The sequence below is a fragment of the Paenibacillus chungangensis genome (assembly GCF_042675905.1).
Classification (GTDB): domain Bacteria; phylum Bacillota; class Bacilli; order Paenibacillales; family Paenibacillaceae; genus Pristimantibacillus; species Pristimantibacillus chungangensis.
This window is the reverse complement of record NZ_JBHTJZ010000008.1, coordinates 33,809-60,654: the sequence shown is the minus strand read 5'-3', so window position 1 is coordinate 60,654 and position 26,846 is coordinate 33,809. Positions and strand designations below refer to the sequence as shown.

19 protein-coding genes are annotated in these 26,846 nt (G+C 50.4%); 15 read left to right on the top strand and 4 right to left on the bottom strand.

Features of this window, described 5'->3' with window-relative positions; translation table 11 throughout:
• The first annotated feature begins 44 nt into the window (after positions 1-44).
• From ACFQ2I_RS07455 to ACFQ2I_RS07440, 4 genes are all read left to right on the top strand, one after another.
• Positions 45-839, top strand: coding sequence for an ABC transporter permease subunit (locus ACFQ2I_RS07455; RefSeq protein ID WP_377563253.1), 795 nt, complete (start codon positions 45-47; stop codon positions 837-839).
• Positions 840-1,053: 214 nt separating this feature from the next.
• Positions 1,054-2,322 (top strand): hemolysin family protein, encoded by a 1,269-nt coding sequence (locus ACFQ2I_RS07450; protein ID WP_377563383.1) that lies wholly within the window; start codon positions 1,054-1,056, stop codon positions 2,320-2,322.
• 367 nt (positions 2,323-2,689) lie between these two features.
• A complete protein-coding gene (locus tag ACFQ2I_RS07445) occupies positions 2,690-4,549 on the top strand; it encodes a CotS family spore coat protein (RefSeq protein ID WP_377563251.1) in 1,860 nt (619 codons plus the stop codon).
• A complete protein-coding gene (locus ACFQ2I_RS07440; protein WP_377563249.1) occupies positions 4,546-5,685 on the top strand; it encodes a glycosyltransferase family 4 protein in 1,140 nt (379 codons plus the stop codon). Before ACFQ2I_RS07445 ends, ACFQ2I_RS07440 begins: the two co-directional genes overlap by 4 nt.
• Positions 5,686-5,721: 36 nt before the next feature.
• On the opposite strand, the gene ACFQ2I_RS07435 is transcribed toward ACFQ2I_RS07440, so the two are convergent.
• Positions 5,722-6,627 (bottom strand): ArsR/SmtB family transcription factor, encoded by a 906-nt coding sequence (locus ACFQ2I_RS07435; RefSeq protein WP_377563247.1) that lies wholly within the window; start codon positions 6,625-6,627, stop codon positions 5,722-5,724.
• Positions 6,628-6,782: 155 nt separating this feature from the next.
• Here ACFQ2I_RS07435 and ACFQ2I_RS07430 point away from each other — a divergent pair, with 155 nt between their 5' ends.
• Together ACFQ2I_RS07430 and ACFQ2I_RS07425 are read left to right on the top strand one after the other, a co-directional pair.
• Positions 6,783-8,543, top strand: coding sequence for a glycoside hydrolase family 2 protein (locus tag ACFQ2I_RS07430; RefSeq protein ID WP_377563245.1), 1,761 nt, complete (start codon positions 6,783-6,785; stop codon positions 8,541-8,543).
• Between the two features lie 94 nt (positions 8,544-8,637).
• Positions 8,638-9,378 carry a MerR family transcriptional regulator gene (locus tag ACFQ2I_RS07425; protein WP_377563243.1) on the top strand — a complete coding sequence of 247 codons (741 nt, stop codon included), beginning with the start codon at positions 8,638-8,640 and terminating at the stop codon, positions 9,376-9,378.
• Between the two features lie 254 nt (positions 9,379-9,632).
• Here ACFQ2I_RS07425 and ACFQ2I_RS07420 read toward each other — a convergent pair whose 3' ends face one another.
• The 3 genes from ACFQ2I_RS07420 to ACFQ2I_RS07410 all read right to left on the bottom strand — a co-directional run bounded on the left by ACFQ2I_RS07420 (position 9,633) and on the right by ACFQ2I_RS07410 (position 15,182).
• Entirely contained in the window at positions 9,633-12,638 is a 3,006-nt protein-coding gene (locus ACFQ2I_RS07420; RefSeq protein ID WP_377563241.1) for a DEAD/DEAH box helicase, read from the bottom strand.
• Positions 12,635-13,819 (bottom strand): hypothetical protein, encoded by a 1,185-nt coding sequence (locus tag ACFQ2I_RS07415; RefSeq protein ID WP_377563239.1) that lies wholly within the window; start codon positions 13,817-13,819, stop codon positions 12,635-12,637. Before ACFQ2I_RS07415 ends, ACFQ2I_RS07420 begins: the two co-directional genes overlap by 4 nt.
• A gap of 172 nt (positions 13,820-13,991) precedes the next feature.
• The gene (locus ACFQ2I_RS07410; protein ID WP_377563237.1) at positions 13,992-15,182 is read right to left on the bottom strand and encodes a coenzyme F420-0:L-glutamate ligase; all 1,191 of its coding nucleotides are present in this window, start codon (positions 15,180-15,182) and stop codon (positions 13,992-13,994) included.
• A 171-nt stretch (positions 15,183-15,353) separates the two neighbouring features.
• Here ACFQ2I_RS07410 and ACFQ2I_RS07405 point away from each other — a divergent pair, with 171 nt between their 5' ends.
• The 9 genes from ACFQ2I_RS07405 to ACFQ2I_RS07365 all read left to right on the top strand — a co-directional run bounded on the left by ACFQ2I_RS07405 (position 15,354) and on the right by ACFQ2I_RS07365 (position 26,786).
• The gene (locus ACFQ2I_RS07405) at positions 15,354-16,250 is read left to right on the top strand and encodes a LysR family transcriptional regulator (RefSeq protein WP_377563235.1); all 897 of its coding nucleotides are present in this window, start codon (positions 15,354-15,356) and stop codon (positions 16,248-16,250) included.
• Between the two features lie 461 nt (positions 16,251-16,711).
• Entirely contained in the window at positions 16,712-18,478 is a 1,767-nt protein-coding gene (locus tag ACFQ2I_RS07400) for a sensor histidine kinase (RefSeq protein WP_377563233.1), read from the top strand.
• A gap of 2 nt (positions 18,479-18,480) precedes the next feature.
• Positions 18,481-20,145 (top strand): response regulator, encoded by a 1,665-nt coding sequence (locus ACFQ2I_RS07395; RefSeq protein WP_377563231.1) that lies wholly within the window; start codon positions 18,481-18,483, stop codon positions 20,143-20,145.
• A gap of 162 nt (positions 20,146-20,307) precedes the next feature.
• On the top strand, positions 20,308-22,017 hold the full coding sequence (locus tag ACFQ2I_RS07390) for an extracellular solute-binding protein (RefSeq protein WP_377563229.1): 1,710 nt from the start codon (positions 20,308-20,310) through the stop codon (positions 22,015-22,017).
• Between the two features lie 74 nt (positions 22,018-22,091).
• On the top strand, positions 22,092-23,003 hold the full coding sequence (locus ACFQ2I_RS07385; protein WP_377563227.1) for an ABC transporter permease: 912 nt from the start codon (positions 22,092-22,094) through the stop codon (positions 23,001-23,003).
• A 41-nt stretch (positions 23,004-23,044) separates the two neighbouring features.
• On the top strand, positions 23,045-23,929 hold the full coding sequence (locus ACFQ2I_RS07380; RefSeq protein WP_377563225.1) for a carbohydrate ABC transporter permease: 885 nt from the start codon (positions 23,045-23,047) through the stop codon (positions 23,927-23,929).
• 53 nt (positions 23,930-23,982) lie between these two features.
• Positions 23,983-25,248 (top strand): Gfo/Idh/MocA family protein, encoded by a 1,266-nt coding sequence (locus tag ACFQ2I_RS07375; protein ID WP_377563222.1) that lies wholly within the window; start codon positions 23,983-23,985, stop codon positions 25,246-25,248.
• A gap of 159 nt (positions 25,249-25,407) precedes the next feature.
• Positions 25,408-25,896: a hypothetical protein gene (locus tag ACFQ2I_RS07370; protein WP_377563220.1), complete on the top strand. Its 489-nt coding sequence runs from the start codon at positions 25,408-25,410 to the stop codon at positions 25,894-25,896.
• A 113-nt stretch (positions 25,897-26,009) separates the two neighbouring features.
• Positions 26,010-26,786, top strand: coding sequence for a hypothetical protein (locus ACFQ2I_RS07365; RefSeq protein ID WP_377563218.1), 777 nt, complete (start codon positions 26,010-26,012; stop codon positions 26,784-26,786).
• Positions 26,787-26,846: the final 60 nt, after the last annotated feature.

Genomic DNA, 26,846 nt, shown 5'->3' with positions numbered 1-26,846 from the left:
ATTGAGCTTGTACATTATAGGATACGGAAGGAGTGAATGGCGTCATGAACTTAATGCTGCGCGAGCTGAAGTCGCTTCGGAAGTCGCTTATTCTCTGGTCGATCGGCATTGTGGCCATGGTCGTGGCCAGTATGAGCAAGTATGCCGGAATGACAGAGTCGGGCGGGGCGATGAATGAGCTGATGGCCAGCATGCCCAAGGCGATGAAAGCGATTATGGGCGTTGGCGAACTGGACATAGCGACAATTGCCGGATACTACGGAATGGTGTTTCTTTATTTGCTGATTATGGCCGCTGTTCATGCCTCTATGATGGGCGCCAATATTGTGGCGAAGGAGGAGCGGGACCGCACATCGGAATTTCTGCTGGTGAAGCCGATCTCCCGAAGCCGGACGCTGACGTATAAGCTGCTGGCTGCAGGCGTTAATCTTGTTCTGTTCAATGCGGTCACGCTGATCTCCTCCCTGTTGTCGGTCGGAGCATTTGAAGGGGGAAGGGAGGCGTACGGCGACATCGTCATCCTGATGGTCGGGCTGTTGTTCGTGCAATTGCTGTTTACCGGTGTGGGGGCTGCGATTGCCGCTTGGGGCAAGTCGCCGAGACGCGCCGTATCGATATCCGCAGGAGTGATGCTTCTGACGTTCATGCTGTCGGTTGCGGTGGATATGAGCGAGGATCTGTCCTTGTTGAAATGGTTCACTCCTTTTCAATACTTTAGTGCAAGCAGCGTATTGAAAGAAGGGCTGCATGGGGGATACGCCGGGCTGTCGCTACTTATCTTTGCTGTATCGGTCGCATTGGCGTACTACTCTTATAACAAACGGGATATTTCCGTGTGAGACGTGTTTTTCAAAGAAAGATCGCATTTCCGCTTCCGATTGGTTAAAATAGGGGGAGTAGAGAAAACACTGGACCTATTTCAGACTCCAATTTGGAGCGATAGCAGCAACTGAAACGTTCGGTGGATTGCTGCGTATAGGGTACGATACGCAAAGTCGTATCACTATGCGAGAGACTCTGCGAAGTATAATAAACAGGAGAGTGACGATCCCTTTGGAAGGCATCCCCTTACCCTTGCTCTTAACGCTAGGAGCACTGATTTTATTGTCGGCGTTTTTCTCTTCGGCGGAGACGGCGTTCTCAAGCGTCAATAAGATCAGATTGAGGAATTATGTTGATGAGAAGAAGCCGGGCAGCAAGAAGGCGCTGGACATTGTCGAGAACTTCGACAACGCTCTGTCCACAATACTGGTAGGCAACAATATCGTGAACATTGCTGCGGCGAGCATTTCAGCCAAGGTGTCGGTGGATCTGTTCGGGCCAAGCGCCGGCCTTATATTCAGCACCTTTGGTATGACGATATTAATTCTCATCTTCGGCGAAATTCTTCCCAAGTCGTTCGCCAAAGAGCATGCGGAAAGCTATTCCCTGAAAATTTCAGGAATTATGTTCGTGCTTATTACGATTCTTACTCCGGTCAACTTTATTTTCAGTAAGCTGAGAAGCCTCGTCTCCCGTGTATTCTCCAAGGGAGAGAAGAATAATCTGTCCGTCACGGAAGAGGAGATTAAAGTGATGGTGGAGATTAGCGAAGAGGAAGGCGTAATCGATAAGGAAGAGAAGGAGCTCGTGCACCGCTCTCTGGAATTCAACGATATTCTCGTTGGTGAAGCGTTGACGCCAAGACCGGATATGGTAGCTGTGGAAGTAAGTCAGCCTATGGAGGACATTAAGCAAGCTTTTCTGGATGAACGCTTCTCGCGCATTCCTGTCTATGAGAACGACATTGACAATATTATCGGTATATTGTCGGAACGGGATTTCTTCGCCGCCTTGCTGCAGGATGGCGAAGCCAATATCCGGGAGCTGATTCGCAAGCCCAAGTTCGTCGTGAAGTCTATGAAGATATCGGCGCTTATGCTGGAGCTGCAGAAGAGCAATGTGCATATGTCCATTGTCATTGACGAGTTCGGCGGCACTTCCGGCCTGATTACGTTAGAGGATATACTGGAGCAGCTAGTGGGTGAAATATGGGATGAGCACGACGTGGTCATTGATATGGTGACGCAGCTTGACGATCACACGTACGAGATGAGCCCGCAATTGACACTTGACGAATTTGCGAAAATTGTGGCTATCCCCCCTATCGATAGTTCCTTCCATAATCTTGGTGGCTGGGTGTTCGGCAATATCGACCGAATTCCGCACAAGGGCGACAGCTTTCAGTACGAGCATCTGTTGCTTACCGTCATCGAAGTGGATAAGAAGCGGATCAAGCGGATCCGCGTGGATGTGAACGAGAGAGAAGAACGCGAAGATTAGTGCCGGTCACGGCACTTTCATATAAGAGATGTACAGCCAACAGGCCGCCTTCGGGCGGCTTTTTTGCATAATAGCATTTATAAAAATTCCGGAGCCCTATATTACAGTGTCTATAGGCGATGTTGCCTTGGTTGGAGCAAAGGAAAGTGTGCGAGTGGTGAGCTGCAGGCGATGTCACCTCGGTTGGAGCGCGGAAAGTGCGATATCGCATGTTACTGCGTGAAATAAGCTCGATGGCATCCGTACCTACTAAATGTGCCTATCTATTGCAACCTCCACTAATATACATACCATCTTGGTACAGAAGTCATATACATAATAGAACTGCACTTAATATAAATAGCTGTACTAGAATGGAGGTAGCTTCATGGAAGAATATCGGATTGTGCCGTGGGATCATCTGATGAATGATGAATCTCCCGGTATAAATCTGGAGCAATATGTGCCCCCGGAATTGGAGAAGCTTGCCTGGCAAGTATGTAAGTCCTACAACATGAGCGTAAGCGAGATGACTCTGATTACCTCCAAACCGGATAAAGGCGGGGCGATCTGGCGCATTGAGACGAATCACGGGTCGCGAAGCCTGAAGGTACTGCACCGTACGCCCCAGCGAAGCTTGTTCAGCGTAGGAGCGCAGGAATATGTAGTGAAGCAGGGAGCAAGGGTGCCGGCTCTTATTCCGACGAAGGACGGCAGCAACTCCCTGGTGGCCGGCGGGAAGCTGTGGATTGTGACAGACTGGATCGATACGCTGACTCCCGTAGCCAAGATCGATCTGGAAGGGGCGATGACGCTTTGCCACGGGCTTGGCGAATTCCACCAATGGACGAAGGGGTACATTCCGCCTTCGATGGCGGGAAGGTCTTCCCGTATTTTCAAGTGGGATAGCCAGTACCAGAAGATCATGGCGAAGATCGGCTGGTTCCGCCATATCGCCAAGGCTTATCCGGAGACGTCGGCAAGCTCGCATCTGCTGTCTGTTGTCGACATGTTCGAGGAACAAGCGAAGACGATCTATGCGAGATTTCAAAATTCGGCCTATAAAAAAATGATAGGCAAAGGAGAAGCGCACTGGGGTCTGGCCCATCAGGATTATGGGTGGTCGAACGGCCAGATGGGGCCCGGCGGCATCTGGGTCATTGACTTGGACGGAGTCGCCTACGATCTGCCTATACGGGATTTGAGGAAGATTATTACGAGTACAATGGATGATATGGGAGCTTGGGATCTGGCCTGGATTCGCGGGGTAATCGAAGCTTATCACAAGGCCAATCCGCTGGATCGCGAGACCTTCGAGCTGCTGTGGATCGATATGGCTTTCCCCAATGAATTCTACAAGCATACGAAAGAGGTTGTATTCGAGCCTGTCTTGTTCATGAATACGGAGCTGGATGTGATTCTGGATCGCGTAGTAGCGACGGAAGCGAACAAGTGGGAAGTGCTGAGAGAGCTGGAGAAAGATATGGCCAAGTATCCGTCGGGCGATTACAGCGAAGAGGAGACTCCGCCAAGTCTGCCCTATGCTTACCGAGATTACAGCAGGCAAGCGGACGGAGCTGCGCCACCGGATGGAGGAGCACCGGCTATGCCGACAGATCATATCGATTCCGACAATCAGGAGAGCGCAGATGAGAAGCGGGTTAAGAAATCGAAGCAAGTCAAGAAAGTGAAAAAGCTCAAACAGCTGGAGAGAGATGTAACCGACAAGGCAGGAAAGCAAGAGAAGAGAGGGAAGATGGATAAAGGAAAGAAAGAGAAGAAAACAAAAAAAGGTATGGAAGGGAAGCGAACCAAGGAGGAGAAGCCTTCCAAAGGATTAAAGCCGTCTAAAGAAGCAAAGCAGTTAAAAGAATTAAAGCAGTCCAAAGAAGCGAAGCGTGCCAAAAAGGATAAAAAGAAATCGGTCGAAGCTGTGCAGATCATTGCCAATCCTGAGAAAAAAAGTGACAGAAAAACGGGATCGCAAAAACAGAAGTCTGTCTTTGACAAGCGTAATCAGGCATCGCCCACAGGATCGCAATCATCTCCGCAACCTACCCCCCACAAGCGGTCGCAGGATAATCGTTCTCCGAGCGCTATCTACCGATCGAAACCTGCGGCGCGCAAGAAGCAGTCAAAGCCGCTTCTTCGCAAATCGGTCAAACGTGCGATGAGAAGCCATGGCGGGAAAGGCTATATCTCCGCATTTCGAACGAAACAGACGACGATAGGGGAGGTGGCGCTATGAATATACTGATGATATGCACAGAGAAGCTGCCTGTCCCGAATATCCGAGGAGGCGCAATCCAGACGTATATCGGCGGTGTAATCCCCATTATAAGCAAGCATCATTCCATTACGATCATTAGCCGGACAGATCCCGAATTGCCGGATCAGGAGACGAAGGACGGCGTACGTTATGTGCGATTCCCTTCCGAAGGCATATTCGATATTTATATGCATGGCATCGTCGATTATCTGGCTCAAAGCAACGAGAAATACGATGTGGTTCACATCTTCAACAGGCCGAAGCTAGTGCTCCCCGTATCCTCGGTCATGCCGCAAGATGTCCGGATCGTGCTCAGCATGCACAACGATATGTTCAACAAGCAGAAGATAAGCCGCGAGGAAGGGGCGGCAGTCGTGGAGCGCGTGGAGACGATCGTCACGATCAGCAATTATATCGGTGCGGCGATCTGTCAGGATTACCCCCAGGCGGAAGGGAAGATACGGACGATCTACTCCGGGGTCGATCTGGCGAAGTTCGCGCCATGGAAGCAGTCCGCTTCTGCGCAGCGAGACCGCGATGCTATCCGCTCGCAGCATAAGCTGGGCAATAAGAAAGTGATTCTGTTCGTCGGCCGCCTGTCCAGGAATAAAGGACCGCACGTGCTGGTGCGGGCGATGTCCGCGCTGAAGCATTCCGATGCGGTGCTCGTCATTGTTGGCGCGGCCTGGTTCAGCGACGACCGTATAAGCGATTACATCGCCTACTTGCGGGCGATGGCGGAGAAGTCGCCGGTCCCCGTCCTGACCACCGGTTATGTGCAGGCCCATGATGTCCACAAGTGGTTCTGCGCGGCGGATGTATTCGTCTGCACCTCGATCTGGAATGAGCCTCTCGCCCGCGTGCATTACGAGGCGATGGCTGCGGGACTGCCGCTTATTACGACAGCCAGAGGCGGCAATCCGGAGATTATTCGCGGCAACAACGGCGTGATCGTACAGAATCCGGAAGATCCTCTGGAATACGCGAAGCACCTGAACGAGATGCTGGCCAATATCGGCCAGTCACGCCAGATGGGATTGCACGGACGCAAGATGGTGGAAGAGGGATTCACATGGAACCATGTGGCGGGCAATCTGTTGAAAGTATGGGGTTAGCTTCATACCTCATTCATACCTCGCAGATGACGCCCACTATTCGTAATGAACGGTTATCTCAATGTCCTGCTCGTAGTTGCCGAAGCCTCTGCCGAATAAGCATAATCCTCCGGCGTGGATGGCATCTTCCGGGCAGGCAATGCGAAGGTACAGTGGCTGTCCTGCAGCAATAGCGAGTTCGGACGGCGTTATGCCGGATATCCGGATGCCGTCCATATAAGTCCCTTCAGCACTAATCGATAGCGTCTTCAGCAGGCCGTGCTGCGACCCCATACTCCACCAGGAAGGGGTGAGCACGCCCCGCGAGCTGCCGAAGTCGCCGGGACAGGTCCACTGGCCGATCGGCTTGCCGTTCAGATGGAACGACAAGTCCGACGGCCAGTTGTCGTTATAGCCGGGTGCTTCCGATCCGATCTCGAGAGAGATAGTCAGCCGTCTCACACGCTGCTTGCCCACCAGGTAATTGGGAATGGCATACTCCAGGTAACCGCTGGACAGCCAGACATGCGATGCCTGCACATGGTCCGGACTTGTGAAGTAGCGCGGATCGTCGACCATCCCGATAATCCCTTGCTCCGAAGCCAGTCCACAGGTAGGCTTAACCGCATGGCTGTTGTATTGTCCGACGGGGATGGATACACAATAGGTGTTCTTCTCCTCCTGCGCAGTCTCCTGATGCATCAGTAGGGTGATGCTATTGTGTACGAGCTTGCACAGCTTTCTGCGTCCCCGTGTTCCGGCCACGCTATAAGTCGTCACAATGCCTGCTTCTTCAAGTGTTTGAATGTGCTTGGTTATGATGGCCGATGACATGTTGAGCTCATTAGCCAGTTCGCCGATGCTCCATTCGCCCTTTCCCAGCAGTTCGATTATGTTCACTCTTGTCTCGGACGAGAAGCAAGAGAGGACACGCATATTTCGCGAATGTACATCAATTAGCAATGGAATTCACCTCTACCAACGAATATATTACATAGGGGTTAATTAATCAACTTTTTGTTGACATAAAAGAGATTGCGGGGTAATAATGTAATCGAATATATTCTTAATTAGTTATTTAATTAACTTAAAAAGAAACTAATGAGAGGGTGGTAGAGATGAGCGAACGAACTCGCCATGAATACCCGAGACCGCAATGGCAGCGGAATGATTGGCTGAATTTGAACGGGGAGTGGGAATTTGCATTCGACGACGAAGATAAGGGCTTGAATGAGCGCTGGTATAGCGGAAGCGTAAGCTTACCGGACACGATTCAAGTGCCATTCGCTTTCCAGAGCAAGCTGAGCGGGATCGGGAATAACGACTTTCACGATATAGTGTGGTACCGCAGAGCGATTGTCATCCCGGAGCATTATCAGGGGAAGCGCGTGCTGCTACACTTCGGGGCAGTTGATTATCGGGCTGATGTGTGGGTGAACGGGGTGCTTGTCGCCTCCCACGAAGGCGGTCATACTCCGTTCCATGGAGACGTGACGGATGCATTGCTGGATGAGGGCAACATCGTCGTGGTGCGTGCTGTGGACAATAGCCGAGACTTGACCATACCGCGCGGCAAGCAGTACTGGAAGAGGGAGTCGGAGGGCTGCTTCTACACACGGACGACGGGCATATGGCAGACGGTATGGATGGAGGCTGTACCTGTCACGTATCTGGAGAAGGCGCGAATGACGCCGGATATCGACAAGCGTCAAGTGGAGATGGAGATTCAGCTGGCAGGAAGAACTGTCGGATCGGAGGAATCGCATCAGCTGCAGGTAGAGATCCGCTTCAAGAAGAAGCTGATCAGGAAAGCCATCTACGAGGTGCACAGCACTTGCCGTGGAATTACGGCGGTCGTCGATATGGAGGATGAATTCGGCATGTGGCATCTCTGGTCGCCGGAGCATCCTTACTTGTACGATGTAACGATTACACTGCTGCGCGAAGGGCAGATGATAGATGTGGTGGACAGCTACTTCGGCATGCGCAAAATAGCGGTTCAGAACGGCAAGCTTTGCTTGAACAATCGCCCTTATACGCAGAAGCTGGTGTTGGATCAGGGCTACTTCCCCGACGGTAACCTGACGCCGCCAGGGGATGAAGCGATACGCCGGGATGTCGAGCTTGCGAAGGCGATGGGCTTCAATGGCGTCCGCAAGCATCAGAAGCTGGAGGACCCCCGCTTCCTGTACTGGTGCGATCGGCTGGGCTTGCTTGTCTGGAGCGAGGCGGCGAATGCGTTCGATTACTCGCCGGATTATGTACGAAGATTCACGGCGGAGTGGCAGGAAGCGATGGAACGGGATTACAACCATCCCTGCATCGTGGCGTGGGTTCCCATTAATGAGAGCTGGGGTGTGCCTGATATCAAAGTGAACGAATCGCAGCAGCGGCACGCGCTGGCCATGTATCATTTGACGAAATCGCTGGACTCTACCAGGCCTGTCGTCAGTAACGACGGCTGGGAGATGGTGACGACCGATCTGTATACGATTCATGATTACGAATGGCGGGGAGAAGTGCTGGAGGAACGATATACGGACTTGGAGAAGGCGCTGGCCTTCATGCCGGCTGGCCGCCATCTTAGCGTGGAGGGCTACCCTTACGCCGGCCAACCGATCCTGGTTACCGAGTTCGGCGGCATTGCCTACCGCAAGAGCGACTGGGAAGGCTGGGGCTACTCCGGCGCGGAGACGGATGAAGACTACGAAGCGCGGCTTCGCGCAGTTATTGCGCCGCTTCAGAAGTCGACAATGGTGCAGGGCTATTGCTATACGCAATTGACGGATGTAGAGCAGGAAATCAACGGGCTTCTCACCTATGATCGTGTGCCGAAGATTGCTCTGGAGAGCATCAAAGCGATTAACGAAGGCAAGTAATGCGCATCCTATTTGCCCTTATAGTTTTCAGAAAGGGATTGACCCTCACGCAACGTGATACTCTAAAGTAAAGCATGAGGGAGGCGAGAGCGTCATGAGAGTGAAAGAAGTGGCGGAAATGGTCGGAATCAGTGTGCGCACACTGCATCATTATGATGAAATCGGCCTGCTTATTCCTGATGAGACGAGCGAGGCCGGATACCGCATTTATTCCCAGCAGAATTTGGCCATGCTGCAGCAAATTTTATTTTTCAGAGAGCTTGGCTTTCCCTTGAAGCAAATAAAAGAAATTGTAACCGATCCTGCGTTCGACCGGCTGGAGGCGCTCCGGCTGCATGAGCAAATGCTGCTGGATAAGCGGCAAAGGCTGGAGAAGCTGTTGGAGACGATACGGAAGACAATTTCGCATGCGAAAGGAGAAATGGCGATGTCGGCAAAAGACCAATTCGCAGGCTTTGACTTCGGCAGGAACCCGTATGAGCAGGAAGCGCGCGAGCGTTGGGGAGATGAGGCGATTGACGCGTCCGATAAGAAGCTGAATCAGCTTAAGCAAAACGGCGGGATGGCTCAATTCCAGGAAGAGATGAACGAGCTATACCGGAAGCTGGCTGAAGTGCGTGGCGAGGACCCTGCTTCGGAGGAAGCTCAGTCGGCTATCGGTCAATGGTACCGGATGCTGAACAACATGGGGAGTTATTCGTTGGATGCGTTCAAAGGTCTTGGGCAAATGTATGTCGATGATGAACGCTTTACGAAGACGATCGACGCCTTCGGAGCAGGTCTGGCGCAGTTTATGCGGGATGCCATGGCGATTTACGCCGATAGTAACAAGTAAGCGTATGTACGAAGGTATTACAACGAACATGGTGCGAATAAGAAAAGAAGAGAGATTGAGGGATCGCCATGTTTCAGACAGGAGCCGGCGAATCCTGATGTTTTCGAACCCCAAGTGGGGCCGGATTTTTAAAGAACAAGGCCCTCAACTTCCACTTGTAGTGGAAGTTGAGGGCCTTTTCACGTATTCATTGGGACATCCCATATCATGCGACACTAAGAACGCTCCATGCTAGTGATTGGAGCGAATCGCGCTCAATCGCGCGACCAATCCCGCCGCAGCGCGAACAGATCTTGCAGCGCCTCCGTCGACAGCTCGGTAATCCAGCCCTCCGAGCTGGAGATGACGTTGTCGCTTAGCTGCTGCTTGTTCTCCAGCATCTCGTCGATGCGTTCCTCCAGGGTGCCGAGCGAGATGAATTTATGCACCTGCACGTCGCGCGTCTGGCCCATTCGGTAGGCGCGATCAGTCGCCTGGTTCTCGACAGCCGGGTTCCACCAGCGGTCGAAGTGGAAGACGTGGTTCGCGGCGGTCAAGTTAAGGCCGACGCCTCCCGCCTTGAGGGACAAGATGAACACGTTCGGCTGTTCGGACGGAGCAAGGTCGCGAGACTGGAAGCTTTCGACCATCCGGTCACGCTGCAGCTTAGGCGTACTGCCGTTCAAGTACAGCACGGGCTCGCCTAACTCGCGCTGCAGGACATCCTGGATCATCTTGCCCATGCCGATGTACTGCGTAAAGATGAGGCAGCGCTCGTCCGATTCGCGCAGCTCCTTGACCATCGCCAGCAGCCTCTCTAGCTTGGAGGAGCGGGCGACGATCGCCTCCGATTGATGCAGGACATCCTCCGGCTCCGTTCCCGTATCCTCATCCAGCAGAGCCGGATGGTCGCATGCCTGCTTAAGCCGCGTCAGCGCTCCGAGAATCGCGCCTTTGCGCTGGATACCGTCGAGCTTTTTCAGCTTCTCGAGCAGTTCCTTGACGCAATTGTTGTACAGGGCAGCTTGCTCGGAGGTAAGCGGAACATACGTCTTTATCTCGTTTTTGTCCGGCAGGTCGAGCTGGATGGCGGGATCCTTTTTCTTGCGACGCAGCATAAACGGTTTTACGAGCTTCTTTAGCTCCGCCGTACGACGGCCGTCCTGTTCGCGCTCGATCGGGCTTGCGAAGCGGTCTTGGAACGCCTTGGCTGTCCCGAGGTAGGTGGGCACGATAAAATCGTAGATCGACCATAGCTCCGCTAGCCGGTTCTCAATCGGCGTCCCGGTGAGCGCGATGCGATGGAGCGCGGGAAAGCTCTTGACCGCCATCGCCTGCCTGGTTCCGGCGTTTTTAATATTTTGGGCTTCGTCCAAACATACGGCGCCCCATTGGAACTTGGCGAGCGTCTCCTGATCAAGCGAGGCGGTAGCAAAGGAGGTCAGCACGACGTCAACGCTGCGGGCCTCGTTTCGGAATGCGTCGCCGCTTTTTCGCCCGGAGCCGTAGTGCATGGCCACCCGCAGCGAAGGGGCGAAGCGGGAAATTTCTTTCTGCCAGTTGCCAAGCACCGATGTGGGGCAGACGATAAGCGAAGGGAGCCGCATCCCCTCGTCCGCTTGCTCCTTAGCGTGGAGCAAGTACGCAATCAGCTGTACCGTCTTGCCGAGGCCCATGTCATCCGCGAGAACGGCCCCGAGCCCGAAGCGGCGGAGAAAAGCCAGCCAGGCGAATCCATCCTGCTGGTAGCTGCGAAGCTCGGCACGCAGACCGGCTGGCGGATCGAGCCGCGGCCATTCGCTCTGCTGGTTGATCTTGGCCATCAGCCCGGTCAAATGCGCGTTCAGCTCAACTTCAAGATCAACGTGGGTCGCATGGGCTCCGTATGTCTCCGCGCCGATGTCCTCCGAACCTCCATCCGCGACGTCAACCGTCTCGTCCAGTGAGAGCAGATGCAATTGCAGCACATCCTGGAAGCTCAGTCCCTGGCTCTTGTCCATGCCTTCCATCATGCGGCGGAATTGGGCAATCAGCGCCGGGTCGAGTACGATCCAGCGGTCCCGGAACTTCACGAGACGTTCCCCTCGCAGGAGCAGCTCGTCGAACTCCTCCTCATTCAGGTCGGCGTCGCCGATGGAGATGCGCCAGTTGAAATTCAAGATCGCATCCAGCCCGAATAACGACTTGCCGCCGCCGCGCTTCTGGGACTCGTCCTCCGCTTGCACCGCCGCGCGCAGTCGCGGCTTCTTGCGGCTGGCGGCTTCCCACCATGCGGGCAACAAGACCTGCCAGCCGGCCTCGAGCAGTCGGCGGCTGTCCTCGTTCAGGAATCGCCAGGCCGCTTCGTCGCCAAGCGACTTGCCGAGCACGTCCTCGCCGCGCGACAGCCGATCGTGCGGAAGGCTGGCCCGCAACCGTGTCAGCCAACCGGCCGAACGGCTGTGGATGGCTTCCGTCCACGCGTCGGGCCACTTGCCGGAGGCCTCGCCGCCGTCGCTGAGCCGCACTCTTCGGAGCGTAGCGGGATCGCTCTTGTCCTGCAGTACGAACCGCAGCCGCCAGCGGGAGTGCTCGTCGCCCTCCCAAGGCTCGATCAGCTGCAGCAGCGGGCGGAACGGCGCGACATCCGCTTTCCAGCCGATCCCCACAAGCCAAGTCTCGGCATCGAGCCCCGCCGTGGAGGCAGCCGCGTTCTCGACCGCGAACAAATCCGGGAATTCCTGCCGCAGATCCGCCTCGTCGGACTCCGTACCGTAGTAACGACTCGAGACAGCCGCCGAAAAGGCCGCCTTCAGCCCGGCGCGCGCCTCATCGTTCCAGTCGCTGCGCTCGAGCTCCAATTCGTCGCGGCGCGCCTGTCCAAAGGTTGCTTCGATCGCCGCCGCATCCCAGCACCAGCGTAGCGAGCCGCTGCGGTAAGCCACAAGGTCTGGCGCGTACAGCCGCTTCTCGAGGCACTCGTCCAGCAATGGCGCCAATGCGGCCAAGCGCGCGGCATCGTCCTCCCACTTCCACTCCATATGTGCCAAGAGTGGTCCCGAGGCGAAGAAGGCAATGACCTCTTCGGCGGGCAGCACGATAGCCTCGAGCTCCCCTACCGTGACAAGCTCCAGCTCGGTGCCATAGAAGGATGGCTCGTGCCAGGCGAACAGGCGGTGCTTCAGTTGAAGCCCGGTCGAATTCCGCAGCGAATCGGGGTCCGCAAAGAACAACGCGTCGCCATGTGACGTCAGCACCATCCGAACCGCGATGGTATCCAGGTTATAGGTAGTCTTTGTCATGGAATCAGCCCTCCTCTCCGCAGCTCTTCCTGGAGGGCTCGCAACCGGCTATGCCGGCTTGCAAATGTCTCGATGTACGCCTCCCACCGCTGCTCGCGCTTTAGCTTCTTATACAGCTTGGCCAGCCGTTTGAGCAGCTTGACCGCCCGCTTGTAGCCGTCGCGGTTTTTTAACAACACGTATTTCTCTACACCTTGGTGATAAAAAGGTAATAGCGCTTCCGGCGCCTCCTTCTCGATGGGCTTCAGATCCCTCGCTAGAAAGTCGAGCGGATCGCTGCCGAGGCTAAGCTGGTAATCGATCCACTGCCGCCAATGGCCAAAGCGCATCAGTGTCTCCACATACAGGCTGCTGGAGTAGGGAAGCAGGCTCGTGATCGCGCTCCACATTCGTTCCTCGGCCTCCGGCAATACCTGGACGATGGCACCCCAGTAGCGGCCATATTCATCAAGGCTGCCGGGGCTGCGCCCGACCCGCTCGGTCGCGCAATGGCTCAGCCAAGCTTCAAGTCTTGCCCATTCTCCGTTCTCCTCAAGCAAACGAAGGAAGCGGAATATCTGTCCGGGCACTAGCCGGTGCCGCTCCGCCGCTTCGAGTAGCCGCCAAGCCTCTTGATCCTCACCCAGCCAGAAGTGCATCCAGGCACGAGCGATGAGCGGGAAGAGCTCATTACCCATGCTCACTCCTTGGGCTAAGCACGCCAGCTCCTCCTTGAAGAGACGATGGGCCTCCGTAGAAGACGATATCAGGTGTATCCACAGCTCCACATAGATTTCCAGATAGGCGGGCGGAGACCCTGCATTTGCGATCGCCGTGTCGCGGATGTACGCGACCGTCTCCAGCAGTCGCGCCAGTTGCTTAGTCACGATGTCCTGCGGCTTGCCGCTGTTAAGGTGACATTCGATGTCATGCATCGTCTCAGATGCCGCCACTTGGGCGAAGTAGCCTGAGTGGCGACCAGTCGATTGCTTGCGGAGCAAGAACAACCCGACATTCAGCTCGAACAGCCAGGCCTCCTCGGTCGTCAGTTCGGACATGAATGGGCGCGCAATGGAGCGCACCTCGTTGCCATAGTTTATGCGGTACGGGTCGCTCGTGGCTTTCTCGGCGCAGCCGGCGATCAGCTCCTGCCACTGGGCAACGCTCAGCTCGGTCAGTTGATTCGACTCCATTTTCGTCATGATGGCGGCTATTCCTTTCTTGAGCTTGCTCGTGAATCCGTTCCTACATTATAACGATAAATATGCAAGATGGCATGCAGCCCGAAGGATAAACGGTTCAAGGTTATAAAAATAGGACAAGGCAGATAAACTCCCTTGTCCAATAAACGTTTATTAAATTTGTTGGTGGCGCTTATTTCGTGTAATTGTCGAAGTATCCTTGAATAAAGACAATCGGTGTTCCTTTATCTCCGCTGCCAGAGGTCAAATCAGACAATGAGCCGATTAGGTCAGTTAGTTTTCTAGGAGTTGTTCCTTGTGCCTCCATTGCTCCGACCAAGTCTTCTTGCTTCTCTTCGATGTACTTCGAGATGGACTGTTTGAGCTCCTCCCCTTTTAAGTGAGCAAATTGATTATCAGCCAAGTATTTCAATTTAATTTCATTCGGTGTTCCTTCTAATCCAGCGGTGTAGGCTGGGGAAACAACGGGATCTGCGAGCTCCCATATCTTGCCTACAGGATCTTTGAATGCACCATCACCGTAAATCAAGACCTCAACTGTTTTACCCGTCTTTTCTTTCAGGATTTCTTGAATCTGATCAACAACAGGCTGGCAATTGCGAGGGAATAGCTTCACACTATCTTCAGTTGCTTTATTTGAGCCCAATAAACCATACGTCTCATTGAAACCACTTCCATCAATGGAGCCGGAAAGGATTTCATCAAGGCTATACACTTTTTCTCCGCCATTTGCCTTTAAAATTCTTTTCGTTCTAAACCTGGAATGAATATCACAACACAGTACGCTCTTTGTATATTCTAAAATTGTCTTTGGGTGATTGGAAAAGATGACTTCGCATTCTACGCCATATTCCTCGACCAGAGATTTGTAATAATCGATATAATCTACGCCCGTGAATGAATGTTTATTGTAACCAAAAAGCTGGCGAAATTGCGCTTCTGTTAAAACATCTGTCCAAGGGTTTATCCCTTTTTCGTCAAGTGTGTCTAAATCCACTAAATGATTGCCAACTTCATCGGAGGGATAGCTAAGCATTAATACAATTTTTTTAGCTCCTTTTGTAATACCGCGGAGACAGACAGCAAATCGGTTACGGCTAAGAATAGGAAAAATTACGCCAATGGTATCATCACCGAATTTGGCCTGAACATCCTTGGCAATATGGTCAACAGTGGCATAATTTCCTTGAGCGCGTGCCACGACGGATTCGGTGATGCTCACAATATCTTTATCGTTTATGGTAAAGCCCTCAATCTCGGCTGCTTTTAAAACGCTGTCAACAACGATTTCTTCAATGCAATCTCCATTATTGATAATGGGACAACGAAGCCCTCTGGCAACAGTTCCTACGACTCTTTCCACAATGATCTCTCCTTTTTTATAACTTAACCCTGATTAATAAGAAAATGGACATTAGAAAGGGTTATCACAAATTCATTAACAATTGATAAGGCACCTAGTTGTAATATACGTGTTTAAATGATATAAGTGAAGTCAATATATCTAATATAGGGTATAAGGGATGGTTATGAGATGGGTAAATTAGATTTGTATTATGTTTTTTATACGGTAGGTCAGAGCAAAAGCTTTTCGAAGGCGGCCAAAGAGCTGTATATGTCACAGCCGGCAATAAGCCAAGCCATTGCACAATTAGAAAAGGAATTAGATACAAGGCTTTTTAATCGGATTGCTAAAGGTGTAACGCTAACCGATGAAGGATCTTTATTGCTCGAATATGTCAGTTTAGCACTTCAATATATACAAGCTGGTGAAGAAAAGCTTTTAGAATATAAAAATTTAATCATTGGCGAGTTCAAAATAGGGGTTAGCGATACGATATCCCGATATTTTTTACTTCCCTATTTGGAGGCCTTTCATACTCGATATCCAAGTCTAAAATTCAAAATCGTTAATGGGACAACGTGGGAAATCGTCGATGCCCTCAAATCGGGTAAAGTGAACATTGCCATCTGCAATCTTCCCATTGAGGATAAGCTGTTAGAAATAGAGCCTTTATTGGAAATTCAAGATACCTTCGTATATGGTGAAAAGTACCGAGAGGTATTATCCAAGCCCATTAAACTTGAGGAGTTAGTCAAGTTTCCGCTAATATTGTTGGACAATTCCAATTCGCGAAGATATGTCGAAGACTTTCTCCTTACAAAAGGTGTGAAAGTCAACCCGGAATTTGAGCTTGGTTCACATGAATTGCTGTTGGAATTTGCAAAGATTAATCTGGGTGTTGCTTGCGTGACCAAAGAATTCTCTGAACAGTTTTTGAAGCAGGGTTTGCTTTATGAGGTGAGCTTAACGGATCCAATACCTAAAAGAAGTATTGGAATATGTTATTTGAAGAATGTTCCTTTAAATAGAGCTGCGGAACGGTTTGTCGATATTATGGAAAGCGGACCTATAAATGCGCATCATTGACATCGAATATCTTACGAAAGACTACGGACATTATCGAGGAGTTTTCGGTGACTCTTCCGTTATTTGAAAGGAGCGAAAGCGGCTGCTAGCGGATCACGTTTTCTCTCCAATGACCGTCCGACGCAATAATTGACTGGCGTGATGTGCAGACTCTTATCCCCAATATCCCAACCTACGTTAATAGCGCAAACGCAGATTGAGGACGATATGGAGATGATACAGGGGTACGAAGAAAAGCTGAGATCCTCTGGCTACCGCTTTAAGACCCATTGCATCGAAAAGCTGAACCGAGCTGATCGTCTATGTATAGAAGCGGGGAATCTGGTACGAATATTCGCTGAACCTTACGGAATGGAAAGTACTCGAGACTGTACTAAAAAAAGGAATTCAATTCATTTACGGCTATCAAGTTCATCAGCTACAATGATGAGAACGCTGACATATATGGAGGTAAGAAGCCTTTGAAAGATTTCCGCTTTCCCCGCCTTCAAGTTTACCAGAAAGTAATAGTCGTTTTTGTTGTACTGATCCTACCCGTTTACTTGATCAATATGTGGATGAACTGGCACGGTCAGTCTGTTATGAAAGAAAATATGTCCAATTCGATTCAATCGAATGTGACATTTTATACAAAGCAGCTAGACAATCAAATCTCCTTCATTCGCAATTTGCAGCAGCAGTTTATAAACGATGCCGAATTACAAAAGCTAAATTTTCTTGGAAAGCGAATTATTGAATTTGATCAGGTCCAGTTAGTAAATCGGGTTCGCGACCGGCTGACAACACTTGCAAACTCCAGCGATCTTGTTCTGAACGCGGGAGTCTATATGAAATCGTTCAACCGCACAATTTCAACACAAAAAGGAATTGTTACAATTCCAAATGAAGAGCATACGGTCATTAAACCATTTCTGAATCATGAACAAACACCGGAGCTGCTCAATTTTTACGATAACCGGATTTTTTTCATCGAATCAGCCAATAACGGGACAGTCATAGTTTTTATCGAAATTTCCATCGCTCAGCTCAATGAAACTTTGAACGGTCTGGTGAAGCATTCCGATACTGGTGTAATTCTGGCCGATGAGTCGTTCCGGCACAAAATAACGATCGATTCAAGCGACGGAGTCGCACAATCGATTCAGGAAGTCATTATCGATCGCTTCCCAGATGCGGAGAACAATAGTTATATGATCACGCTTGCAGAAGATTCCGGCGGAAATCGTCAAGGCAGCTATCGAATTACCCAAAGTCCCATCGAGTCGCTCGGTCTTACATTGTATACCTATATGAATGAGAACGAAGTAGCCAAACCGCTTAAAAAGTTCAACGTTTTATTTATTTTTTTGTCCTGTGCCTCTGTGGCGATCATTCTGTTGTTTTCCTTCTCCGTCAATTGGATGATTCACAAGCCTTTGAAAAAGCTGATTCAAGCATTTCAAATTGTGGAAACGGATAATCTGGTTGCAATGGTACGGCCGCAGCAAGAAAATGAGTTTGGCTATCTGTATCGCAACTTTGATCGGATGGTCGAGAAGATGAAAGATTCGATTCAAGAAAATTATGAGCAAAAAATTAGCTTACAACATACAAAACTAAAACAATTACAAGCGCAAATCAACCCGCATTTTTTGTACAACAGCTTTTTTAATATTTACATGATCTGTAAAAGCGGGGACAATGATCTTGCGGCCCTGCTTGCGCAAAAATTGGGCAGTTACTATCAGTTTATTACACGAAACAGTAGGGATGAGGTTCCACTTGCCCAGGAATACCGTCATACACTTGATTATTGCGACATTCAAAGCATCCGCTTTTCCAATCGGATTGAGGTGGTGGCAGAACCGCTCCCGGAGGAATGCAAGCCGTCTATGGTACCTCGGCTCATTATCCAGCCTGTTGTGGAAAATGCTTTCGAGCATGCTTTCGAAAACGGTACAAAACGGGGACATGTGCATGTTAAAGCTCTCTATGAAGAGGGCGTGCTGCGAATTACAGTTGAGGATGACGGCGATATGTTGACCGATGAGATGCTGGAAGCTCTCCAGCAGCGGCTTGCTGATCCTTCTAGTGCGCCGGAAATGACAGGATTGATTAACGTTTGTAGGCGCATCCGGCTAAAATACGGCCTGCATAGCGGCGTCACGGTTTCCCGTGCTGATATTGGCGGTCTGAAAGCAGAATTGATCATCTATATTTCCTCTTGTAAAAATAAGGAGGCGAAGTGAATATGTACAGATTGCTAATCGTTGACGACGAGCCGGCTATTGTAGACGGACTTGTCCAGCAGGTGCTGGACTCCGATGAGTTTGAGCTTGATTTGTGTAAAGCTTATAATGCGCAAGAAGCACTGGCTATCGTTCGCACAACGAAAATCGATATCGTAATAAGCGATGTTCGCATGCCGGGCAAAAGCGGTTTGCAGCTTGCAGATGACATTTCCTTTTATTGGCCAGCTTGCCGGATCGTGCTGCTGTCCGGGTATAGTGAATTTGACTATGTTTACTCAGCCATTCAAAAGAATGTGGATCGATATATTTTAAAAACCGAAGGTGTGGAGACGATACTGGATGCTGTCAGGTCGTCCATAGCGATACTGGATGAGGAACAGCGGAATCGGGTCATGCTGGAACAGGCTAAGCGCCAGATGTCGGTAGCGGAACCGCTTATGAAAAAATTGTTTTTTGAAGCGCTGCTGCATGGCGATCATTTGTCGGAAATTGGCCAGATCGGTTACTTTTCCGAACTAACGCTTTGTTTGGACAGGTCCAGTCCGCTACTGATTATCGTCGGCAAGCCAGAAATTGACAGAGCTTGCGAGCTTACTTTTACTAGAAAGCTGGAAAAACTTGAATCCGTGCTGGGCGTATTTGACCGCCACTTGCCGGCGATATTTGAAAACGAGCATGTTGTTTTTGAGCAAGCCGTGATCGTTTGGTTCATTCAGCCAAAGAGGGGTCATGAAGAGAAATTTATTGATTCGGATGGGCAAGTGGACTGGCGCAGCATCGCATCCTACTTGAAAAGCGGCCTTGAACCGGTTCAAAATATGTGCCGTAATACGCTTGGTATTTCCATTTCATTCGCTCTCGGTCCTGACAAAACCGAGTGGGATAAAATTAGCAAAGTATTCGAGAAGTTGAAGACTGCCCTCAAGCATCATTCTGCATTCGGACAACCGATGGCCATTATCGATTTGGACATGAAAGGCGGGCTTACGCACAACCGGTCTGTGCAGCCGGTAATGCCAGCAACCGAGTTCAACAAAATGTTGAATGAATGGTCCAGAATGCTGGAAAGAGGCAATACAGCTGAGGCCGCATTAACGGCAGAAGGAATGATTCGCAATATTCGCCATGATATGACCGTACACTACAGTCTGGGCATTGAGCGGTATTATACTTTTCTTGCAGCCGTTATCAGCCAGTTGGATGAGGCTGCGCCAGGTTCTCCATTGCCACTGCTGGAGCTACCGGTGGAATGGAACCTGGTGGAACAGCAGTTCTCGAAGCTCATCGAAATGGCAGGTTCGAGACGCCAATCATTGATCGAGAAGAGAGAGCATTTGCAGATCGAACGCATTCACCAATTTATTCAAAACAATCTTGGAAACGATCTTTCTCTGGCCCGTATTGCAGAGAGCGTCTTTTTCAATCCTTCCTATCTGTCCCGATTTTATAAACAAGTGACTGGGCGAAATATTTCTGACTATATTTATACAGCCAAGACCGATGCTGCGATGGCGATGCTTGCTGACCCGGCGCTCAAAATCAACGAAGTGGCGCTTCGGCTCGGCTTCGAGTCCCCTTCATACTTTACTGCCTTTTTCCGTAAAATGACAGGAAGTTCTCCGCAGGAGTACCGTGAAACGCTGCAATTGCGGTCGCGCCCGTAAGTGAATAGAGGTTAAATAGCACGAAAGCAAGTAAAACATCGAACCGATCACCTAGTCAATATAACAGAAGCAAGTAAAGATGTTTATATTGTTGCCTCTCCTCATGAAGTTATATCATTTATTAAGAAAGCGCTTTTAATAATTGGTTATGGGGGAGATCACATGGCGAAAAAATGGGCGGCGTATGTATTTGCAGCAGCTCTTGTATTCACTTCCGCAGCATGCAGCAGTAGCGATGCAAACAAGCCTGCGCAGACGTCGCAAAATGAAATGGCAAATGAAAGCAACACCAGCGCCAACAGCAACGGAACAGAAGCGAAGCCCGGAGACCCGATGGGGAAATACACCGAGACACTCAAAGTGGAGCAGGTAATCGGATACGGGCCTCCTGAAGATCCGAAGACGCCGTCTGGTTTGACGCCGTCCGATAATGAATACTTGAATGATTTGAAGAATGAGTTGAACATCGAAGTTTCGTACAAATGGGCCGTTCCTTCGGAGCAATACGAGCAAAAGTTTTCACTGGCGGTTGCTTCCGGAGATTTGCCGGACGTTATGCATATCGGCTACCGCGATTTTGAGAAATTCAAAAAGCAAGGCGTGCTCGCCGACTTGAGCGAAGCTTACGAGAAATACGCCTCGCCTGAGCTTCGTCAATTTATGGAGTCTGACGACGGATATGCAATGAAAACGGTATCTGAAGATGGCAAGCTGTATGGCATCCCTGGGTTCGAGGAATCGTTCCTTTCAACGAAAATATTGTGGCTTCGCTCCGATTGGCTGAAAAATGTCAACATGGAAGCACCAAATACGATTGATGATCTGGAGAAAATCGCCGAGGCCTTCGTCAACAATGACCCGGATAAAAACGGCGAACAGGACACTTATGGCCTTGCCGTTTCCAAAGACGCCATCTTTTCCTCTTTTGGCGCAGCCGGTTTGTTCTACGGTTACAACTCATATCCGGGCGGATGGATTAAAGATTCCGAGGGCAAGCTCGTCGCAGGAGAAATCCAGCCTTCCACGAAGACTGCGCTGGAAAAGCTTCAAATCTGGTATGAGAAAGGGATTCTTGACAAAGAGTTCGCTTTAAAGGACGGCAACAAGATCGTTGAAGACATCACCGCCGGAAAAGTCGGAATCGTATACGGTGAATGGTGGTATCCGAACTGGCCGCTCAATCTGAACCGCAACAATGATCCGAACGCGGACTGGATCGCCGTACAGTTGCCTACGGCCGACGGCACGCCGGGCAAATCGCTTGTGCCGCGGCTGAGAATGGGTCATATCGCCGTAGCCAACAGCAAATTTTCTAATCCAGAAGCGGTTATTAAAATGATCAATTTCTATATCGAAAAAAACTCCAAAGCGCATTACGAAACGAATAAGCCGGAGAACGGTTACGTATACAACTGGTTCGTGCCGCGCATTTACAACCCGGTCGAGATGGAGACGACCTATACCGAAGTGAACAAAGCGTTGGAGAACAATCAGGATGAAGTGAATGCGCAAGTTCCTTACTATGTGAATACGCAAAAACCGCTTGATGCGGCGAAGAAATTTCTCGCTGGCGACAAGAGTGGCTGGGGGCTGTATTACAGTCGTGTCGCACCGGAAGGAGGATGGGGACTAACCCGCAAGATTCGGGACAACGGCGATTACGTCTGGAACGAATTTTATGGCACCGCAACAGAAACGATGGTCGAGAAAGGCTCGCAACTCGATAAGATGTTGAATGAAACGTTCACCAAAATAATTATGGGCGCTTCGATTGGGGAATTTGATAAATTTGTGGATAGCTGGAAAGCACTTGGCGGAGACGATATTACTGATGAAGTGAATGCCTGGTACGCAGGAATTGCGAACCAGTAAAACCATTAGAGCAGGGGAATGGCGTATCGCTTGCATGCCACTCCCCTCTTTTCTTCCCCGGGAGGTAGGCACTCATGAGAAGCAACGCAATAAAGAAGCGGCATTGGAAATGGGAAATACCGTTCCATTTGATGCTGCTTCCAGGCGTACTGGTAACACTGGTTTATTCATACGGACCGATGTTCGGTATCGTCATGGCCTTTCAAAAATTCGATCCGATTTTAAGTTTTTGGCGGTCGGAGTTCGTCGGCTGGAAAAACTTCGAGTATATTTTTCACCTTCCAGAGTTCAACCAGGTAATATGGAATACCGTTCTCATTTCGGTATTAAAGATAGTTCTTGGACTGATGGTGCCTCTTATGCTCGCGCTACTGCTCAACGAACTGACCAAGGAGTGGTTCAAACGTCTCGTTCAAACGAGCATCTTCCTGCCTTTCTTCCTCTCCTGGACTGTATTGGGCGGTGTGCTCATGGAACTGTTCATGTTGAAGGGGCCGGTCAATCTTGTCCTTTCGATGTTCGGAATCGATCCGATCATGTTCATGGGCGATGGCAACTGGTTCCGGACTATCATTGTCGGCTCCGATGTATGGAAGGGGATGGGCTACAATATGATCATCTTCCTTGCAGCTATCGTCGGCATCAATTCACATTTGTATGAAGCGGCCGAGGTCGACGGCGCGGGACGCTGGAAGCAATTGATCCATATTACGCTTCCCGGTATGATGCCGATCATTGTCTTGCTGGCAACGCTCAGTTTAGGTAACATTTTGAACGCCGGCTTCGACCAGATTCTTATTTTATATAACCCTATTGTATACGAGCATGCTGATGTTATCGATACGTATGTATATCGGCTCGGCATTTTCAGTCAGCAGTATGCGCCAGCAGCCGCTATCGGGCTGTTCAAGTCCGCCATCTCACTCGCCTTGGTAGGCATCTCTTATTATTTGGCCTATCGTTTTACTAATTATCGTATTTTTTGATGCGAGGCGGAATACTTCTATAGGGCTGGAGGAGAACAATCGTGATCTACAAAGCATCATTAGGCAGAAAACTGTTCACGGCTACTAACGTTTCGATTCTCGTAGCCGTTATGCTTCTCGGCATTTTACCATTCATTCATTTGCTGGCCATCAGTTTAAGCTCCAATTCAGCAGCCATGGCTGCTGAAGTAACGCTATGGCCAATCGGATTCACTATGGAGGCCTATTATTATTTATCGCAGAAAATAGAGTTTTTCCGTTCTTTGGGCGTATCAGTACAGCGTGTCGTCATCGGAACGGCGCTCAACATGCTCCTTACCGTTATGACGGCTTATCCGCTCTCGAAGCGAAACGAGCTTTTCCGTTTCCGCACCTTGTATGTCTGGTTTTTCGCAATTACAATGTTTTTCGGCGGCGGCCTCATCCCGACCTATATTGTCATTAAGGAAACCGGGTTGATTGATTCCATCTGGGCGCTTGTGCTGCCAAGCGCACTGAACGTCTGGTATACCGTCATGCTGCTGAATTTCTTCCGTAATCTTCCACGAGATATGGAAGAAGCGGCTACAATCGACGGCGCCAGCCAATGGGCAATTTTGTGGCGCATCTACTTGCCGGTATCCTTGCCTTCACTGGCTACGATTACGCTGTTCACCGTCGTCGGTCACTGGAATTCCTGGTTTGACGGCATTTTGTATATGAACTCGCCAGAAAATTATCCGCTACAAAGCTATCTGTCGACACTGATCACGTCGATGAATAAGAACATGATTTCTCTGGATGATTTGAATGCGCTGCAAAATGTGAGCGAAAAAACGCTGCGCACTGCTCAAATCTTTCTTGGCGCCTTGCCGATTATGCTCGTCTATCCGTTTTTGCAAAAATATTTTATTAAAGGGATTACCGTCGGTAGCGTGAAAGAATAGCTTGGTCGACCATCGACTCCACTTCATTCCCCTATGCAGGAGGTCTGTCATACATGAAAAAAGTTAAAGTTGCCTTGATTGGCGCCGGATTGCGAGGGCAAAATTATGTCAGTTACGCTCATAAGTATCCGGGCGAGATGGAACTGGTCGCCGTAGCCGAATCAAATTCAGACCGATTGGCAGCCATACAGCGCCGTTACGGCATTGATGAGGCAATGTGCTTCTCCGACTGGCGCGATCTGCTCAACCAACCGAAGATTGCAGATGCGACACTCATTTGCACGCAGGATCAAATACATTTTGAACCTGCGATGCGTGCGCTTGACGGCGGCTATCATGTCATGCTGGAGAAGCCGATGTCGCCCGATCCGCTGGAATGTTTACAGATGGGCAACAAAGCCGAGCAGACAAATCGAATACTGGCCATTTGTCATGTGCTCCGCTACACTGTTTTTTTCAGAACAATAAAGAATTTGCTGAAAGAAGGCGCAATTGGACAGCTCATGTCTATTCAGCATAATGAAAATGTTGCTTACTGGCACCAGGCTCACAGCTATGTACGGGGGAATTGGCGCAATACGTCGGAATCAAGCCCGATGATCTTGTCCAAATCAAGCCATGATCTCGATATTTTGTTATGGCTCGCCGGTTCGGACTGCACCAGGCTCTCGTCTTTCGGCACCTTATCCCATTTTACTGCAGCGAATGCGCCGAAAGGCGGACCCAATCGCTGCACAGATGGCTGTCCGGTCGCTTTGGATTGTCTGTATTACGCGCCTGACGTATATCTAAATGGCAAGGAGAACTGGATGGTTCAAGCGATTAGCGACGATCCAAGTCCGGAAGCCCGGCTCCGGGCACTGCAGGAAGGACCTTACGGCCGCTGCGTCTACCGCTGTGATAATGATGTTGTCGATCATCAGGTTGTCAGTATGGAATTTGCGAACGAAGTGACGGTTGTATTTACAATGAGTGCCTTTACACAAAATTGCAGCCGAACTATCAAATTGATGGGGACAAAAGGCGAAATACACGGTTCCATGGAGACGAATGAAATCGAGTTGATTCGTTTTGGCGGCAAGCGCGAACAAATTCCACTGGACAAGACTGGGGGGCTCGATGGACATGGCGGTGGCGATCACGGATTAATGAGGGATTTTCTTCAGCTTGTACGAAACGGCGAACATGAAAGTCTCACCTCCGCCAAAAACTCGGTTCAAAGTCATCTCATGGCATTTGCCGCCGAGCACTCCAGACTTTCTAGGCGCGTCATTGATATGCAACAGTTTTCTGCCGCGCTATCGGGCGCCTCCAACTAGCGCCTGATCCGCAAAACGACCAAACCGCCGCCGGAGCGATCATACGCCGGCGGCGGTTTGGTGTGTTTGTGCGATATGGATTCATCTCTCGAAACATATTGTCTCTGAAGACGTACATAACGATGAACCTATTATTTGGGTTATTTTGGGGGTGGAGCGATGATCAGACGATATAAATCCGATGTGTCAGCCAAGCAGTTTCGAACGTTCACGAAAGAAAACCTGGACAGATTCACGCTGCCATGGCAAGAGGGTTTTTCCGGCTGGTGCCATTTCGGCTGCTTCAGCGTATGTTACAAATCGGGCGATATGTCAGAGCGGCGCAATATCTTTACGAAAGCGGTCGGGCGAATTCGTAGAAGGAACGACGAGTATTTCGTTTCTTTTATTGTTTTTCGCGGGCTGACCGATCCGTTCTCGCTGCTGTTCTTATTTTCTTTGTCTTTCGTAATTATTGCCTTGTCCTCATCGCAGGGAGTCGAGCCGTTGCCTATCGGCACAGCCGCTTTCGGGGCGGGATTGTGCACATTGCTTGCATCGGCAATTACGTTCCTATTTTCCCTGTTCCAAGAAGAGGGCCAGGAGTCGGTAGAAGAGCTCATTCGTTATTTGGAACGAACAGTTGCTCATCAGCCGTTGGATCCATAGTTGTCCAATTGGATAAAAAGCAAAAAAATAGCAACTTCTTGCCGGCTTCAAGCGTCCAAACTTATAGCTAAGATCTGACAGAAACGATGGCTATTTATCAAGGGGGCGGTGAATTGAAGCGAAGCACGATATGGTTGTTCGTTGGCGCAATGCTGATCTTCTTGGCGGGTTGTGGCGCAGAGCGGAATGAGGAGCATTCAGACCGGAGTGTAGTCCCTAGAGGAACAGAACAGGAGCAAGAACCTTCGCATGAGGACATGCCATTATTGCAGGAGAGCATGCAGCTGGCCCGCGATGCGCTCCGGCCCGCTACAAGCGGGGACGAGACGTTTCTGAATACGCTGCAACAATTGGAGGAGGGCATCCTGCAAGCGCTAATTGAGGAGGCGGAGACGAAGGCGCTGGGAGGCGAGGCAGTCGACTTTGACGAGTTGAAGCCGGATCTGCTCCGCTATATGACGGAGGATATGCTAGGTATGTGGGAGCATGTGTACAATAAGTATCCCGGCTGGATCATGGAGCCGGCAGGATTGGTGTACACGTGGGCAATGTTCGAACCCAGCTTTCGAGTTGAGAGGCAGTCAGAGGGAAGGGCTTCCGCAACATTTAAAGTTAACGGAGACTATCATATCTCCGATAGGGCCAAACTTGTCACTTACGGACTTCTCTATTGCGATGAGAACGAAGCGTGGAGAATTGATTCGCTGAAAGAGGAGCCGCTTCTGTACGCCTTTACGCTGGATGAGGTTACGGCGATAATGGACCGTATTGGGGAAGACGTCGATTATACTGGAGAAGATAGCGACTACTACTATTTCAAGCCCGAAGATGAAGCTGCCACATACACATATAAATTCCATAAGAAGGACGGTTATTACGATATCGGCTGAGGCTGAGCTGCAGCGTAAATGAAAGGAACGGCACCGAATCCGGTGCCGTTCTGTCGTTCT

Coding starts and splice junctions, on each gene's coding strand:
- ACFQ2I_RS07455 (WP_377563253.1), top strand. CDS start 45: ATGAACTTAATGCTGCGCGAGCTGAAGTCGCTTCGGAAGTCGCTTATT.
- ACFQ2I_RS07445 (WP_377563251.1), top strand. CDS start 2,690: ATGGAAGAATATCGGATTGTGCCGTGGGATCATCTGATGAATGATGAA.
- ACFQ2I_RS07440 (WP_377563249.1), top strand. CDS start 4,546: ATGAATATACTGATGATATGCACAGAGAAGCTGCCTGTCCCGAATATC.
- ACFQ2I_RS07430 (WP_377563245.1), top strand. CDS start 6,783: ATGAGCGAACGAACTCGCCATGAATACCCGAGACCGCAATGGCAGCGG.
- ACFQ2I_RS07425 (WP_377563243.1), top strand. CDS start 8,638: ATGAGAGTGAAAGAAGTGGCGGAAATGGTCGGAATCAGTGTGCGCACA.
- ACFQ2I_RS07420 (WP_377563241.1), bottom strand. CDS start 12,638: ATGACAAAGACTACCTATAACCTGGATACCATCGCGGTTCGGATGGTG.
- ACFQ2I_RS07415 (WP_377563239.1), bottom strand. CDS start 13,819: ATGACGAAAATGGAGTCGAATCAACTGACCGAGCTGAGCGTTGCCCAG.
- ACFQ2I_RS07405 (WP_377563235.1), top strand. CDS start 15,354: ATGGGTAAATTAGATTTGTATTATGTTTTTTATACGGTAGGTCAGAGC.
- ACFQ2I_RS07395 (WP_377563231.1), top strand. CDS start 18,481: ATGTACAGATTGCTAATCGTTGACGACGAGCCGGCTATTGTAGACGGA.
- ACFQ2I_RS07390 (WP_377563229.1), top strand. CDS start 20,308: ATGGCGAAAAAATGGGCGGCGTATGTATTTGCAGCAGCTCTTGTATTC.
- ACFQ2I_RS07385 (WP_377563227.1), top strand. CDS start 22,092: ATGAGAAGCAACGCAATAAAGAAGCGGCATTGGAAATGGGAAATACCG.
- ACFQ2I_RS07375 (WP_377563222.1), top strand. CDS start 23,983: ATGAAAAAAGTTAAAGTTGCCTTGATTGGCGCCGGATTGCGAGGGCAA.
- ACFQ2I_RS07370 (WP_377563220.1), top strand. CDS start 25,408: ATGATCAGACGATATAAATCCGATGTGTCAGCCAAGCAGTTTCGAACG.